General features: G+C 44.1%; 17 protein-coding genes. 6 read left to right on the forward strand and 11 right to left on the reverse strand.

Annotated features, from left to right (window positions below; all coding sequences use genetic code 11):
* Nucleotides 1-6 precede the first annotated feature (6 nt).
* The 4 genes from JGK39_RS18145 to JGK39_RS18160 form a co-directional block, all read right to left on the reverse strand.
* Nucleotides 7-231: a hypothetical protein gene (locus tag JGK39_RS18145; RefSeq protein WP_293302692.1), complete on the reverse strand. Its 225-nt coding sequence runs from the start codon at nt 229-231 to the stop codon at nt 7-9.
* Between the two features lie 135 nt (nt 232-366).
* Nucleotides 367-1,152 (reverse strand): YdcF family protein, encoded by a 786-nt coding sequence (locus JGK39_RS18150; RefSeq protein ID WP_293322321.1) that lies wholly within the window; start codon nt 1,150-1,152, stop codon nt 367-369.
* Nucleotides 1,153-1,554: 402 nt separating this feature from the next.
* Nucleotides 1,555-1,965 carry a hypothetical protein gene (locus JGK39_RS18155; RefSeq protein WP_293260329.1) on the reverse strand — a complete coding sequence of 137 codons (411 nt, stop codon included), beginning with the start codon at nt 1,963-1,965 and terminating at the stop codon, nt 1,555-1,557.
* Nucleotides 1,966-3,525, reverse strand: coding sequence for a bifunctional aminoglycoside phosphotransferase/ATP-binding protein (locus JGK39_RS18160; protein ID WP_293260331.1), 1,560 nt, complete (start codon nt 3,523-3,525; stop codon nt 1,966-1,968).
* Nucleotides 3,526-3,681: 156 nt separating this feature from the next.
* Between JGK39_RS18160 and JGK39_RS18165 the strand changes: the two genes are divergently transcribed.
* Nucleotides 3,682-4,698 carry an adenosine kinase gene (locus tag JGK39_RS18165; protein ID WP_293260333.1) on the forward strand — a complete coding sequence of 339 codons (1,017 nt, stop codon included), beginning with the start codon at nt 3,682-3,684 and terminating at the stop codon, nt 4,696-4,698.
* Between the two features lie 153 nt (nt 4,699-4,851).
* Complete coding sequence (locus JGK39_RS18170) at nt 4,852-5,502, forward strand: Uma2 family endonuclease (RefSeq protein WP_293260334.1); 651 nt, start codon at nt 4,852-4,854, stop codon at nt 5,500-5,502.
* Between the two features lie 139 nt (nt 5,503-5,641).
* Here JGK39_RS18170 and JGK39_RS33640 read toward each other — a convergent pair whose 3' ends face one another.
* The 4 genes from JGK39_RS33640 to JGK39_RS18185 form a co-directional block, all read right to left on the reverse strand.
* Nucleotides 5,642-5,818 carry a type II toxin-antitoxin system RelE/ParE family toxin gene (locus tag JGK39_RS33640; RefSeq protein WP_366048917.1) on the reverse strand — a complete coding sequence of 59 codons (177 nt, stop codon included), beginning with the start codon at nt 5,816-5,818 and terminating at the stop codon, nt 5,642-5,644.
* Nucleotides 5,819-5,917: 99 nt separating this feature from the next.
* Nucleotides 5,918-6,121: a hypothetical protein gene (locus JGK39_RS18175; RefSeq protein WP_293296998.1), complete on the reverse strand. Its 204-nt coding sequence runs from the start codon at nt 6,119-6,121 to the stop codon at nt 5,918-5,920.
* A 297-nt stretch (nt 6,122-6,418) separates the two neighbouring features.
* Nucleotides 6,419-6,715, reverse strand: a complete 297-nt coding sequence (locus tag JGK39_RS18180; protein ID WP_293297000.1) for a hypothetical protein — start codon at nt 6,713-6,715, stop codon at nt 6,419-6,421.
* Complete coding sequence (locus JGK39_RS18185; protein ID WP_293297002.1) at nt 6,715-7,002, reverse strand: hypothetical protein; 288 nt, start codon at nt 7,000-7,002, stop codon at nt 6,715-6,717. Before JGK39_RS18185 ends, JGK39_RS18180 begins: the two co-directional genes overlap by 1 nt.
* Before the next feature lie 359 nt (nt 7,003-7,361).
* Here JGK39_RS18185 and JGK39_RS18190 point away from each other — a divergent pair, with 359 nt between their 5' ends.
* Nucleotides 7,362-7,562 carry a hypothetical protein gene (locus JGK39_RS18190; protein WP_293260340.1) on the forward strand — a complete coding sequence of 67 codons (201 nt, stop codon included), beginning with the start codon at nt 7,362-7,364 and terminating at the stop codon, nt 7,560-7,562.
* Nucleotides 7,563-7,709: 147 nt separating this feature from the next.
* Here the strand turns inward: JGK39_RS18190 and JGK39_RS18195 are convergent, their stop codons facing one another.
* The 3 genes from JGK39_RS18195 to JGK39_RS18205 form a co-directional block, all read right to left on the reverse strand.
* Nucleotides 7,710-8,108 carry an HNH endonuclease signature motif containing protein gene (locus JGK39_RS18195; RefSeq protein ID WP_293297004.1) on the reverse strand — a complete coding sequence of 133 codons (399 nt, stop codon included), beginning with the start codon at nt 8,106-8,108 and terminating at the stop codon, nt 7,710-7,712.
* Between the two features lie 3 nt (nt 8,109-8,111).
* Nucleotides 8,112-8,459 carry a hypothetical protein gene (locus tag JGK39_RS18200; protein ID WP_293260344.1) on the reverse strand — a complete coding sequence of 116 codons (348 nt, stop codon included), beginning with the start codon at nt 8,457-8,459 and terminating at the stop codon, nt 8,112-8,114.
* Between the two features lie 105 nt (nt 8,460-8,564).
* Nucleotides 8,565-11,897 carry a hypothetical protein gene (locus tag JGK39_RS18205; RefSeq protein WP_293302685.1) on the reverse strand — a complete coding sequence of 1,111 codons (3,333 nt, stop codon included), beginning with the start codon at nt 11,895-11,897 and terminating at the stop codon, nt 8,565-8,567.
* A gap of 152 nt (nt 11,898-12,049) precedes the next feature.
* Between JGK39_RS18205 and JGK39_RS18210 the strand changes: the two genes are divergently transcribed.
* The 3 genes from JGK39_RS18210 (at nt 12,050) to JGK39_RS18220 (ending at nt 14,950) form a co-directional block, all read left to right on the forward strand.
* Complete coding sequence (locus JGK39_RS18210) at nt 12,050-12,250, forward strand: hypothetical protein (protein WP_293322325.1); 201 nt, start codon at nt 12,050-12,052, stop codon at nt 12,248-12,250.
* A 374-nt stretch (nt 12,251-12,624) separates the two neighbouring features.
* On the forward strand, nt 12,625-13,023 hold the full coding sequence (locus tag JGK39_RS18215; protein WP_293302679.1) for a hypothetical protein: 399 nt from the start codon (nt 12,625-12,627) through the stop codon (nt 13,021-13,023).
* A gap of 232 nt (nt 13,024-13,255) precedes the next feature.
* Nucleotides 13,256-14,950 carry an AAA family ATPase gene (locus JGK39_RS18220; protein WP_293297008.1) on the forward strand — a complete coding sequence of 565 codons (1,695 nt, stop codon included), beginning with the start codon at nt 13,256-13,258 and terminating at the stop codon, nt 14,948-14,950.
* The last annotated feature ends 117 nt before the right edge of the window (nt 14,951-15,067 follow it).

Consider the following 15,067-nt stretch of genomic DNA (forward strand, 5'->3'; position numbering starts at 1 on the left):
AATCCATTAAAGCCATCCCCGCAGCCGATAGACGATTAAGCCGATGTATTCTTTTAGAGCTTTAGTTGACTGGTGTAGATAATAGGTATCCGGCAATAAATCCAGGGCGAATGCTAGCCCGTTGCTTTGGGATGCTGCAATATCCTGCTGGGTTATCTGAAAATCTGTTGGTGCGGCAATTACTTTTATTCCCTGGCGCTGAAAAATTAAGAGCGATCGAGTCCTGTGCATGGCCGATTTGATTTTAAATTTGATTGTAATATTCTGTCCGGTCGATTACCATAAGAAAAACGGTTTGTAGTGCGGACTTAAGTCCGCAACATGAGAGCGGACTTAAGTCCGCACTACGAACCAATCTGATTGGGGTTAATCCGTCGGACACGATATAAAGCCGATGTATTCTTTTAGAGCTTTAGTTGACTGGTGTAGATAATAGGTATCCGGCAATAAGTCCAGCGCGAATGCTAGCCCGTTGCTTTGAGATGTGGCGATATCCTGCTGGGTTATCTGAAAATCTGTTGGTGCTGCAATTACTTTTATTCCCTGGCGCTGAAAAATTAATAGCGATCGAGTCATGTGCATCGCCGATGTCACTAGCAAAACTGGCTTTTGTATGCCTTTAGCGTCTAAGATTTTCCGCACGTTGACGGCATTTTGATAAGTGTTGTGGGAATCGGGATCTTGCAGAATTGCTGATGCCGGTACGCCCATTGTTTGGGCAATTTCTGCCATATCTGCCGATTCTGGAGAGCCCCCGCCTTTCCAGTCTACTCTACCGCCGCTGAGCACTAACAGGGGAGCTTTGCCTTGTCGGTAAAGTCGGGAAGCGTAGATTATTCGATCGCCCGCTTCCCCCAATTCTACCCAAGGGCGGGGCGCTAGGGCCGCTTTCACACCGCCACCCAAGACGATAATCGCTTCAGCTTGAGGAAGTTCACCAGGTGGCAGATTTTGCCATTCGAGCGATCGAACTAACGATTTTGACACCCAACCGCTACTTCCGAGCAGTAAAATAATTAGAGCCCCAGCCATTGGTGCCGCCACCCATTTTGGACGCTTCCAAAGAGTTATTAAAGCCGCCATGATTAACAGACAACTCAACCCCAAAGGATAAATAAACAGCGGCAGAAGTTTAGACAGAAATACAAACATTCAGGAAGTAATGGGTAATGGGTAATGGGTAATGGGTAATTGGTAATGGGTAATTGGTAATTGATAATTTGGTAATTGGTAAACTTATTGCCAATATTTTATTAATACGAAAATCGCAGATTAAAGGCATATGAACGGAGACAAAAGCAGATTATTATTTCAATGTAATTGGTCATTGGTCAGCAGTCAGCAATAATTGGTAATTGCCAATTAGTAAGAGTTCGGTCGGCATTATTGCATACTTCTTCTTTGTTTTCCTACTAATGACTAAATGACTAATGACTAATGACTACTGACATTTCAATATTATTTTGGTCTAAAATTTTAATTTTTATGATTGAGTTTTGAATTTTACACTTTGAAAATTAAAGTTCAAAACTCAATACTAAAAACAAATTGATGCTAGCGACGATCCTCAGGCTCTGATAGCCAGTCAAAGAATGAAGTAGGCTCACGCCGGGAGGTTTTGTATTTATGCCCGTTTACTTCCACAACTTCTTTATTGAGGATAGCATCAGATTTTTTATCCTTAGAACCTGTATTGGGGTTGAGTAGTAGTTCGTTGTGCCACCAAGCAACAATTAAACCTGCTGCCACGCCGCCGATGACACCAAGGCCAAGACTCACGGGCAGACTACATCCTACTAAGCGAAACCCAACGGTAAACAACACGAACCAGATTAGCGCGGGGTTAAACCCCTTGGAGTCTCCGTTAAATTTTGCCATGAGCTGCAAGTTATTTTTGTAATAATACAGAAAGATATTGACAATATTAGCAGATAAGTAAGATTCGCGAGGGCGATCGCACTGCAACTACTTCCCACAAATTAAGTTTAATTGTACCTCTAAGTCTTGCGCGGTATTTACAACGTTTACATAAATTTGCTCTAATTCTGTAAAAGGTTCTTCTTCTGCTTGCTGCGAGTTCAATAGTTCTGCTGTGGCGTCGGCGATATCACCTGTGCGCTGTTGCAGTCGTTCTCGCAATACTGCCATTGGTGCGGTGCAGTAAACGATTTGCAGGGGTAAGCCGCGGGTTTGAGCCAGATTTATCGCATCGGTTCTCCAGTTTTGGCGATCGAACTTAGCATCTAAAATCACATCCCAACCTTGCTGGGCCAGCATTATCCCCAACTCTAACAATCTACCATAAGTCCGTGCCGTCATCTCATCCGAGTACAAATCTTGCCCGCCGCGTTCATGTACAGGAATTCCGCCTAAATGTTTGCGAACAGCATCGGAGCGAATGTGAATCCTCCCAGTGCGGCGTGCCAAATATCGAGCCGCCGTACTCTTCCCAGAACCCGACAAACCAGACATCAAAGTTAACTTTCCCTGGCGCGGTTTTGTGTATTCCCAAGCCAGTTTGTAGTAATGAGCAGCAGTCTGTGAAATCTGTACTTTTTCATCAGTAGAAACCGCTGCATCGTCCAACATTAACGAAGTCACTTTTCCTCTAACATAAGCTTGACGGCTCAAATAAAGCGGCAGCACTTGCAGTCCTTCCCAATCGCCTGTTTGTTCGACGTAAGTATTGAGAAAAACATTGCCTAAATCTCGGCGCCCCCGCGATTCCAAATCCATGACTGCAAAAGCAATATCGTACATGACATCCACAAAGCGAAAAGGCTCGTTAAATTCAATGCAGTCAAACAACAGTATTTTATCTTGCCACAATGCTATATTCCGCAAGTGCAAATCTCCGTGACACTCGCGAATTTTATTGTTGGCAATCCGTTGCTCAAACAAATCTTGATTGTCCTCAAAAAACGCATCACTATAATCTTTAGTTTCCTGATATTGTGTCTCAGTCTGCGGCCCGCCGATATATTTTTGGGAAATCCGATAATTGTTATCTATTGCTGTGCGAATCTGACTGACTTCGCCAAAGGTACGAATGTAGCTATTGCTAACTGCCGTGCAGTGAAACTTGGCAACTTCCCGCCCTAAGTCTGCCATAATTTGCTCTGTCAACAGTCCGCGCTCCAACAAACTGAGCAACAGTGAATCTTGAGGAAATTCCCGCATTTTCAGCGCGTATTCTACAACAAAATCAGCCGGAGTCATTTCTGGTGAATTGCTCCCCAGTTGAAACGAATCGCCAGTTTGAGCAATTGGCAATACTTCCAGATAAATCTCCGGTGCTGTGCGTCGGTTCATTTCCAATTCTTGGATACAAAAATGCTGCCGTTTCTCCAATGTCGAATAGTCCAAAAAGCCAAAATTGACTGGTTTCTTGATTTTGTAAGTATAATCTCCGGTCAGCAGTACAAAGGAAATGTGAGTCTGAATTAGCTGCACCGGTTCTGTGACGCTGTGGGGGTAGAACCCGGGCTGCAACATTTGCTGGATCAGAGCTGGGAGACAAGTCATAGCGATTTTAGATTTTAGATTTTGGATTTTAGATTGGGGATTTTGGATTGGGGATGCAAGGATTTTGGATTTTGGATTGGGGATTTTAGATTGGGGATGTTGACTTTAATCCGATTTATTATAGAGTTGATAGTTAGTGTAAACCAAAAAGCAGCGATGACAGAAAACAATCAAGAATCCGGTTCAGTGGATGTGTTTGGCGTGGGCAATGCCCTGGTAGACATCTTAGCATTAGTGGAAGATGAATTTGTGGTCAAGCACGGGCTGAATCGCGGCGGAATGACGCTGATGGATTCGGCAACTCAGGGGGGGATTTTGCACGATTTGGAGCACAATTCTCTGCAAATGCGATCGGGGGGTTCTGCGGCCAATACGATGATTGGTTTGGCTCAGAGCGGCGGTAAAGGCTATTATTCGGGGAAGGTTGCTAAGGATACTAACGGCGAATTTTACCGCCAAGATTTGCTGGAGGCTGGGATTGATTTTAATGTGCATCCTGCTACTGAGTCGAACGGGCCTACTGGTACTTGTGTGGTGCTGACTACGCCGGATGCGGAACGCACGATGTGTACTAATTTGGGGGTTTCTACTACTCTGGCTGCGACTGATATTGATGTCGATCGCCTGTCTCACTGCAAGTACAGTTATGTTGAGGGCTATCTTTGGGATGCTCCGGAACCGCGAAAGGCTAGTATTGAGACGATGGAACAGTCTAAGCGTCTGGGTGTGAAGGTGGCTTTTACTTTTTCGGATGGCTTTTTGGTCGATCGATTTGCGGATGATTTTCACAAGGTGGTTTCGGAATATTGCGATGTAATTTTTTGCAATTCTGATGAAGTTCGGAGCTTTTTTAAGGAGGATTCTCTGGAAGAGTGCGCTCGGAAGATGAGCGAGATTTCGGATTTGGCTTTTATCACGAATGGGGATAAGGGCTGCACGGTGGTGGAGAACAAGCAGATTGTTGATGTGGCTGGATTTCCCGTAAAGGCGATCGATACTGTGGGTGCTGGCGATGCTTTTGCTGGCGGTGTTTTGTTTGGAATTACTAATGGTTTGAGTTCTGTACAAGCGGCGCGTTGGGGCAATTATTTGGCTTCTTTGGTGGTGCAGATTCACGGGCCTCGGCTTGAGGGTTCTCAGGCTCATCTTTTGAGTGAGGTGATTTCTGGTTAGGAATTGAAATGGGCGATCGCACTTTTTGTCGTAAAGGGCGATCGCGCTTTTGAACCGCAGATGCACTCACAGGCGGCAGGCCCGTGCCACAATGGATGCAGATGAGAGAAGGGTATGTTAAAATCAATCAAAACTTAACTAATTATACCTCCTATGGTAACAACCACATTGACTCCTCCTCAACAAAGTAGCGAGGAAAAATTAATTACTTTGACAGGTATTAAATGGTCAACATTTAAAGCGATAATGTCAGATGTAGGCGACGGTAGAGCGTGGAGAATTGCTTATGCTGAAGGAGTTTTAGAAATCAGAATGCCACTTACAGAACATGAAGAACCCAAGGGAATGATTGAAAGCTTTGTTGAAGCTTTCGCAGACGCACTAGATATCGAGGTAAGAAAGCTCGGCGCTCTTACTTTGGAACGGGAAGATTTAACTCGTGCTATTGAACCGGATAGCTGCTTCTACGTTCAAAATGAATCGGTAGTTAGAGGTAAAAGTATCCATTTACCTGCCGATCCGCCGCCGGATTTAGTGGTAGAATCGGATTACACGAGTTCTTCTTTGAATAAGTTCTCAATTTATGCTTCTCTGGGTGTGCCTGAAATCTGGAGATATCGCAACCAATGTCTTGTAGTGTATCAATTGGTTGAGGGGAATTACGAAGAGAGGGAGAACAGTTTGGCTTTTCCGTTTTTGCCGATCGCAGAAATTCCGGGTTTGATAGAGCAAAGTAAGGCGATCGGACAAAGGGCGGCTGTGCGTTTGTTTCGGGAAAGAGTTAGGGAAGTTTTGGCGCAGTGAGTTTTGAAAATAGTAGGAATGGGCGATCGGGCTTTTGAAGCACAGATAACTCACAGGCGGGACGCCCGTGCCACAATGGATGTTGATGGGGGAAAGTGCGATCGCACATAAGCCAATTCAAGGTATCTGGAAAACAGATTTATGGCGGAAAGTAGCGATAAATATCTTTCCGGTGGAGAACCCTCACAAAAGTAATAGTCTCGCCATCAAAATAAAAACCTATTCGATAGTCGCCAACCCGAAGCCGATAGGCATTGTCATCGCCTTTTAATTTTTTTAAGTTAATAATTGTCTGTAAATCAGTAACATTGGGAATTTATTCAAAAACGATCGCTTTGATTTGTTCAAAGACAGGCGCACTTCTAAGAGCTTTTAAATCCTTTAAAAAACTTGGCAAATATTCTACTTTCATTGTTCATTCTTTATCAATTTCGGCAAGTGCTTCCTGTAAAATTAACGGCTTTTCATCTTTTACTTGGCGCATAGCCTGGAGAAGTCCTCTATCTTCGATCGCCTCTAGGAGATACTGATAGTCGGTATAGTTGAGAATGACTTGACTGATGTTGCCTTCGGTATCGAATATTAATTCTTTAGCAAGTGGATATTCTTCTATTTTCATAGATTTTGATGGGTTGGGAGGGAATGATGTTTCTATTTTAACAGCGCGCTCCTAAACCGGGATGGACAATTCACCACTCGCGCCAGCATTTTTAAATGATTTGGAGGCTGCTGATTAAATTGTACCTGCGAAAGCTCTGATAATTCTCTGGTAAGGGCGATCGCTCTTTTTGACGTAAGGGCGATCGGGCTTTTGAACCGCAGATACACGCTGATGGAGGCGGATGGGGGGAAGGCGCACTCAGGTAGCAGTAGGACAATAAAACCTACATTTAGGTTGTTTCATCGTTGATTTTTGTCAATTTTGCAGAATGTATTGACTGATAATCTGTTTGAGTTCTTGAGGAGCTTCTTTGGCTATGGCGGCTCCTAAATCGGGACGAACAACCCACCACCAAACGAGTGTTTCTAAACGATCGGGCGGTTCATCGTTAGGACACCATTCAATAGTATTTTCGTTGACACCAATAATATTGGCACAAAGATTGTTGGCAATGGCAACGCGATCGTCTAGCTTTTCAAATTGTACGATGTTTTGCCAGGGGATTTGATGGGGAATAGAATTGAGAATTGATTGGATATCTAGAGTCAGCATTAAACTGTTCCTCCGAAAGCTCTAATAACTGTAATGCCAAAGTCTTGTTGTTCTGCAAAAGATTTAGTGCCGATCCATGCTCTAACTGTTAAAGTATTCGTACCAGTTAGTTCGGGTTGGACGGAGTTGTATAGATTGGTAATTTCTTGATGAATTGACCCCGCACCGTGTTCGAGTCGAATGAGATTGCCTGTATTGTGTATTGCTTCTGCCCCAAATCGTTGTAAGTTTGATGTTGTTTGCCCAACTATATGATGCCATGCTAAGCCCGATCCTGCCACCCCCATCGTTCTTTTAAATTCACCAAAGGTTTGAAAGCCTTACCCCGGTCTTCTCGGTGGGATGACTGTCCTTAATGCTAGTTCGCTAGCTAGTCGTCTAGCTATTTCTTGTCTAGTTTCGTCTGTCATTTATCTGAATTAGCTTGCACTGCTTTGAATTAATATTATCATGGGATATCTTGCTTACCGCTAAACTTTATCTTATTGAGCTAGGTAATATAAAAAGTGCGATCGCACTTTTTGAGGTAAGGGATCTCGCCGTAGCCCGTAGCCGACTTGTGTTTTTATAAGATGAGCCATAATAGACTAAGCCGCAACTCTTGTAGTGCGATCGATTAACCAGCAACCATCAGAGAGTTTGATTTATGCTAATTCAGAAAATCGTTCAAGAATTACAAGACATCCCGGAAGATAAACTCGCAGAAATCTATGACTTGATTCACTATTTTCGCCTCGGATTAGGACGAGAACAGCCACAGCCCCGCACCCCTGGTTTACTGACAGGAGAACTCGGTGATGCTTTTTTTGAGCCGTTACCATTAGAAGAACTCGAACAATGGGAATAAGCTACTTCATTGACTTACGCATAGGGCCAGAAACCGGGTTTTTGCGAAAATACTTCGCCGCAGCCAACAGATTCGGTAAAAACCCGGTTTCTTTAGTCGTAGTGCGTATCGATCGCCCTATTATGAACTAGAGAGCGTGAAGCGAAGCTATCCCGAAGGGAATCGCCTGCGTTCGGCCAGTCGCTCATCGCTGTTAAGCTGTAGCAAATTGACAGTTGTGCGCCCTTCTGGAGTTAACCCAATAATCAGGGCATCATCATCCAAGGTAAAGTGTTCCGGCCAGTTCTGCGTCCGGGGGTTGAACAGGAAACTAAAAGCGCTAGTCTGGGGATCGAAAGAACCGAGATCTGTCCCTTTATATCGGTTGCACCGCCAGCAAGCCAAGGCGAGATTATCCGCATCCGTTGTACCTCCGTGCTTTAGAGCAATTATGTGGTCAACTTCGTGAGGGAAGAAACTCAAAGAAATTCCCAGCAGACAATACTCGCAGCGGTAGGAAGCGCGTTCTTCAATATATCGGCGAAGGGTGGCAGAAATATAAGTCACAAATCAAGATTGGCGGGTGAGATAAGGTAGGTTGCCCATTTTCAGCATGATTACTAGATGTTCAATCCGCTCGTATTCATCTAGTTCTAGTTGTTCTGGGGAAGTCAGTTGACCGGCTTTGCTGCGTGTTACCAATATCCGCAGGCGTTCTTGCATCTCAGGAGTGGGACGGAAGGCGGCGATTTCTTCCGCTGTGGGCGCGCTGGCAAGAAAGTTTAAAATATAGCGGTAGGTGCGGGACGGCAATACTGGCTGCTCGACGCACAGGCGCAAGAGTTCTGGCAGTTGTTCGCCCAAGAGTGCGAGTTGCTCTGAGAGCTCGTCGGGAACTTCAATGGTGATGGTTGTCACTGGTAAAACCCTCAAAGTACAGGAGCTATTACTTATTCTAAGGCTTTAGGAGGAAGGGCGATCGCGCTTTTTGTCGTTAAGGGCGATCGCGCTAATCCGATTATCCTAAATCACTGGCAGATTGATGGAGACAAAACTACCGCTTAGCTGACTAGGAGTTACACCAACAACCACACCTAAAGTTTGATTTGAACCTGCTATTTTGATGACAGTGTTGCCTAGTTCAAAGTTCAAAAGTAGGTTGGCTTGTGTTAATCCTTCTGTCAGTCCAATTTTATCTGCACCTAATTGGAAGTCTAAGATAGCATCTGGCAGAAAATCACCAGTTACAGCCGCATTTCTTGGCAGGACAAAGGTATCGCTGCCGGGGCCGCCGATTAAGATATCTCGACCTAAATCGCCGCTGAGGGTGTCATCGCCTTCGTTTCCTTTGAGGCGATCGTTGTCTGTACCTCCTAGGATTAAATCATTGCCTCGGCCACCAAAGATATTGTCATTTCCGCTGTTACCAGTCAGGATATCATTGCCTTTATTGCCGTAGATGATGTCATCTCCGCCAAGTCCGGCAAGGGTGTCATCGCCTGCGAAACCAGAGATGCTATCTGCTGCATCAATGCCAACTAGATTGTCGTTTTCAGGAGTTCCTAAAACTTGACGCAGTGGGGGACGACTTGGGGTAGGTGTTGGTGTTGGTACAACATTATCTGTCCCCGATTCCGTACTGTCATTTGTGACTGTAGTGCTGGCGAAATCGATATCATTGGTGATGTCGGGGTCGAAGGTTTTACTCGTTATGCTGGAGGTACTGGTGATGTCTCCAGTTGTCGGTGCAGTGACGGTAATGTTAACTGTTGAAATTTGACCTTTCGATAAATCGCCGAGGTCAAAAGTGAGTTCATTTCCTGACTGCTTGGTGGGGGTGATGTTAGCGGAAACAAATTTAGCACCCTCTGGCAAGGTTTCGGTGAGGATTGCACCTTTAGCGTTATCAGTGCCGTTGTTGGTGACTGCAACTGTGTAGGTGACGTTGCTTCCCGGTATTGCTGTATCGCGATCGGCTGTTTTAGTGACTGATAAATCTGCTGATTCTGTCACCTTAATCGGCAGCGGTGCGTAGCTGAAAACAGGTGCGTTGTTTTCGTCCATCGCCATTGCGTAGACGTAGTAATCACCAGTGGGTAAGCCTTGAGTGTTCCAGATCAAGTTGCCTGCACCGTCTTTTTCATCAAGGCCATTTTTGATTAGAATGCCATCGAAACCTTGATTATCCGTGTCGTAGAATAAGCTGACTTTGGCATTGGAGTCAGCGTCAAAAGCGTTGTAATTAATGGTGACATTTTGCCCGCTGACATCTTTAGATGCGGATGTCACTTGAACCGTAGGAGCCTGAGAATCTTCAAAAGCACTGTACTCTACAGTACCTAAAGCAGTGGGATTAGTTAAGTTGATATCCCAAATACCTGGTTGTGGATTGGCTATAACAACTGCCTTCGTAGTTGTACTGGTGAGGGCATCAACAACTGCAATCTTATTGGCTGCAAAATCGGACTCTTTGAAAATAGCACCATTGGGTGCTTTGATTTCAACTGGAGTATTAGCACTGGCATTATCCCAGTTGGCGTTCAGAATTATCCACGGTGTTCCTGGGGCAACAGTAAAGCCTTTTATGGCGGATGCTGTTTTATCTGCACTAGCCTCGGTCTGATTGCTAAAGGCTACTCTTTCAGTTAGGCTAGAGGCAATTATTGAACTGCTAGTTTTAGGCGCTTCTTTCGTTAAGATTTTGACTTTACCGTCCAAGTAAATTTCAGCTCCTATTGTAAGAGAAATATCAGGAAGAAACGGTGCAATTTTCTCGAATTTAAATGTGCTTGTAACGCGCGCATAGTCATTAGAGAACTTCTGATCGTTTGTAAAGTCTACAACTAAGCTACTCGAAATAGTTTTATCACCTTTTTCGTTTTTCTTATCATCGCCTTCATCTTTCATGAATGGCAAACGAAGAACTTTAGGATATTTGAGTTTGGGCTCACCAGTAATTGTGAATCCTTTGGGAGATACTTTGAAGCTACCATCTATCGAGAATAAGCCATTGAATCCTGAAATTCCACCTTTGACGGTGATAGACTTATCTTTATTTCCTGTAATCTCAACATTACCACCTGCAATGGTATCTCTAATAAATTTCGCCTCCCCCTTGAAAGTAATGCTATCGAAAAAGTCGATTATAAGATTTCCTTTTAATTCACCGAGAGACGAAAATTTCTGCTCACCACCAGCCCAATCAGGCAATGGGATTTTTACTGAATCGGATAGCTGAGGCCCCAATGTTGCCTTAAAGTCTTCAGCACTAAGTTTTATATTGGAAAGGTTTGGTTCTCCTGATAGTCGCCGGATAGGATTAATGTTGTCTAACTTAACTGACCCCCCCTGAAAATATAAAGGAGTTCCTACAATAGGTTTGTTGAGGTTGTCCACTTTTCCAGAAAGTGATTTCAAATCCCAAGGGTTGTATGTAATACCAATATCTCCTCCTATCTCTAGGCCATCTTTCTTACCTCCAGGAGGATCGGGAAACTTAATTGTAGCTCCCGCACCAAACTCTCTTGCAATACTATTCCAAGTAAGTTTGAGATCCTTCAAGGCAGCTCCTTTATCTAACTTCACATCCCTTTTGATAGTAAATGCTCCGTTGACATCCAACTTGCCATTTTTATACTGTAAGAAATTCTTCTCTGATAGGTCGGCAACAACTTCAGAATCTTTGCCAAAGGTTTTAGGGATATCGAATGTAAACTTGCCTCTCAACTTTAAACTATCTTCAGGTGCAAGATACTCTAAAGATACATCTGATATTTCCTTGACTCCCACAAGATTGAACAGATTAAACTTCTGAAATCCCTTTATTTCTTTTGTTTTTGAGTTTTTGTCTGGCGAACGGTTGTCAATGACTTTGTTTGATGAAAAATTAAAGCTCGAATTTAATTTCGGCCCTTTATCATCAATTATTAAACCGTCTACTGGTAACTGTAGCTGAAGATTTCCTAAATCTTTAGACAATTTCAAGTCAGTTCCAAAGGCAAGGGCATTAGAATTCACACTTAAGCTTTTGAAGTCTATATCCAGACCACCAATTTTAAATTCATTGGGCAAACTTCCAGATTCTTCATCGATTGAGCCAGTCGCAGTTTTTACATCGAGATCAAACTTACCCTTAAATAAAGGTGCTGCTACATTCCCAATACTAGAAAATACTGTCCCATCAACTGTAATTTTATTCTGATCGTACTCCACTTTCCCTTGTGGGATATTAATCAATGGGAATTTCCCATCTTTGCGCCCGATTTGGATAGTACCTGATGCTTCGTAGCGCTTGGTTTTTTCGTTGTATGTGAATTGACCGTTAACTACCTTGAGTTTCAGCGGAGCTAGATCCACTTCGTTACTAGAATCGGGTTTGGGAATTTGATTTGCAGGTACAGTTACCGTTGGAGTTGGAGTTGTTATCCGAATTGGAGTTAGAGGAGTCGGAGTCGGAGTTAGAGGAGTTGGAGTCGGAGTTAGAGGAGTCGGAGTTGGAGTGAGAGGAGTTGGAGTTGGGGGAGTTGGAGTTGGGGGAGTTGGAGTTGGGGGAGTTGGAGTTGGGGGAGTTGGAGTTGGAGGAGTTGGAGTTGGGGGAGTTGGAGTTGGGGGAGTTGGAGTTGGAGGAGTTGGAGTTGGAGGAGTTGGAGTCGGGGGAGTTGGAGTTGGGGGAGTTGGAGTTGGAGGAGTTGGTGTCGCAGATGGAATAGACGATGCTCCCCCAATTAAACCGCTAATACCCGTTAAATTTTTATCGAACGTACCTGTTCCAGTTGTGGAATTGATAGTAATTCGCTTTCGATCTTCCGTGAAGCCGATAAGATTGCCATTTTCAAATGACACACCAAAAACATTTGTAAAGCCAATATTACCAATTTTGGTTGCTTGACCTGTAAGGGATACTGAAAACAAGCTATCACTTGTTGTCCCTGTTGATGTAGCTAGAAAACGATTATTAGTAGCATCAAATACTAAGTCACCACTACTATCAAAATCCGCACCCAAGTTAGCGGCTAAAGTTACTGCACCGGTACTGGTATTAATGGTGTATAATTTAGAATCACCAGCAGCATAAAGTGTATTGTTGGCAAATTCTAAAGCATTCAACAGAACAAAAGAGCCTAAGCCAAAGCTGCCAACAAGTGAAGCAGAGCCTAAATTTCGATCTATTTTATATAAATTGCCAAACGTAATTCCGAAAAGCTCACCGTTATTAGATAAGGCAATGTCAGAGAAATTTATGTTACTTGTTGCTATTTGTGAAAAATTTCCTGATGTTCCATCGACTGTTCCGACTTTTCCATCCCGCGTAGCAATTATAGATTCCGTCATAATCCCATCTCCTCAAAAATATAGTTGCGTCAAAACCAGCAAAGCCCGCCTAGCAAGCTTTCCTAAATATCTATCAGGACGTTCATCTGCTTTTTATGCAAATCGCCCTATTTTTGTAACAAAACTTTACATTACGCCCGATCGCAGATAAGCTGTATCCCCGATCGCCCTCGATCGCACCCTAAAACTTAGATCTGTAGCCCCCAAACAGGACTCATCATTTGAAATTACTTCGGATTCCTGAATCTGTCTAGGTTTAACGGCTCACTTTTTGGCTCAGCATAAACGGCTCATTTGTCTCATTTAGCTCATTTAGCTCATCTTTCGGCTCTCCGATGTAATCTATAATTCCATTGGGGCAGAGTTATGGTAAAGGAGTAAAAATGGCAGGTTTGCTCAGAGCATCCGAAGAAGGATTGAAAATCATTGATATGGTGCGGCGCAATCTTGGATGGAATAAAACTGAAGATACCTGGTGCAAAGCCGCTCTAACTTCAAAAGCCACTTTAAAGCGGTTTTGGACGCAAAACCGAATTCGACGCGAAACATTTATCGATATTTGCAAAGCTGTAGGAATCAATAACTGGGAAGATATTATCGAGCGCAATGATATAAAACAAACAGAATTACTTTTAGCCGCCGCGATCGCAGATATCCCCCTAGACAATCAAACCGATCGCACTTTCCCCCTCCCAGAAAACTTACCCCCCGTCAGAAATTGGGTACAGCGCACCAAAGAAATCGACACCTTAAAAACCCTAATCACTCCTCCCCCCCTTACCAATGAATCCCCTACTCTTGCTCCCCCCCTTACCAAGGGGGGGCTGGGGGGGGTTCCCATCGCCATCTCAATTGTCGGATTACCCGGCACCGGCAAAACCACCCTCGCCAGCCAACTAATTCGCCAACTCCACACAGAAAATACCCCCTTCGCCTCCGCCGCTTGGCAATCCTTGCAATCCGCAACAAGCAAAGCACCACCCTTCGATCGCACCATTGACTCCCTCCTATTCACCCTCTCCAACGGCGAAATTACCCCAGCCATCACCCCTCAAAATGACTATTTCAAAAAAACCGAAAACCTGCTCAAAATCCTCAGAGAAAAACCTTGCTTGCTTGCCTTCGATCGCGCCGAAACACTTTTGCAAACAAAAGAAGCAAAAACCGCCGGTTATTTCGCCGCAGATTGTGCGGAATATGCTTGGTTGTTCAAACAACTTTTAGAAACCGAACATCAAAGCAAAATTATATTTACCAGTCGCGAAAGCTTGGCAGAATTGCCACCAACAATTACTCGCGAAATTAGGCTCGATGGACTGACCAAAAATTGCGCTGTTGCCCTATTGACATCATTTAATTTAATCGCTAGAATTGAAGAATTGACCGAACTTGCCCTGCGCTATCGAGGACATCCCGAAGCATTGCAACTAATAGCCTCATTGATTCGCGATGACAGCGAATATCAAGGCAATGTTAGCAACTTTTTGCAAGATAGAGACTGGTTGCTAACTCGATCGATTGAAACTTTGCTCGATGAAATAATAGCCCGCCTCAGCGACATCGAGCAAACTTGCACGAGCCGAATTTCTGTCTATCAAACCGCAGAATATCCGCTAAATTTTGCAGCAATCGCCGCTCAAATGCCAGAAGTTAGCAAGTACGAACTTCAGGAAAATATTATTCAAGCGCTCAAACGCCGGCAATTGCTGTATTATGACACTCAGCGATCGTCCTATCAGTTGCATCCGTTAGTGCAAGAAAAGGGCGAGTGGCTTTTAAATCAAAATCCCGAAAACTTTCGCACCGCACACCGCCAAGCTTACCGCTATTTTATCAGCATTCCCCTCAAACCGGAATCTGAATGGCAAGATATTGAGGATATAAAACCTTTGATGAGAGCGCATTATCACGGGTGTCAAGCTGGGGATTTGGATGCAGCAGCGATCGCAATTTCGGGAGTTGATGAATATTTGAGAGTGTGGAATTATCCCGAACAAATTTGCAGTCATCCGCCGTTACCACTGTTGGCTAATGTGCAAGAATTTACCGAAGATTTCCCGCAGGATAGCGATGTTTAATACAGGCATAATGATTGTAGGGGCGGGTTCGCCAAGGTATTTGAAAAAAACAATAAATCCTATAAACCCGCCCCGGCATTATCGTGGAGGGGGCGGGTTCGCCAAGGTATTTGAAAA

Origin of the sequence: Microcoleus sp. PH2017_12_PCY_D_A, assembly GCF_020738565.1 — a bacterium.
Lineage (GTDB): Bacteria > Cyanobacteriota > Cyanobacteriia > Cyanobacteriales > Microcoleaceae > Microcoleus.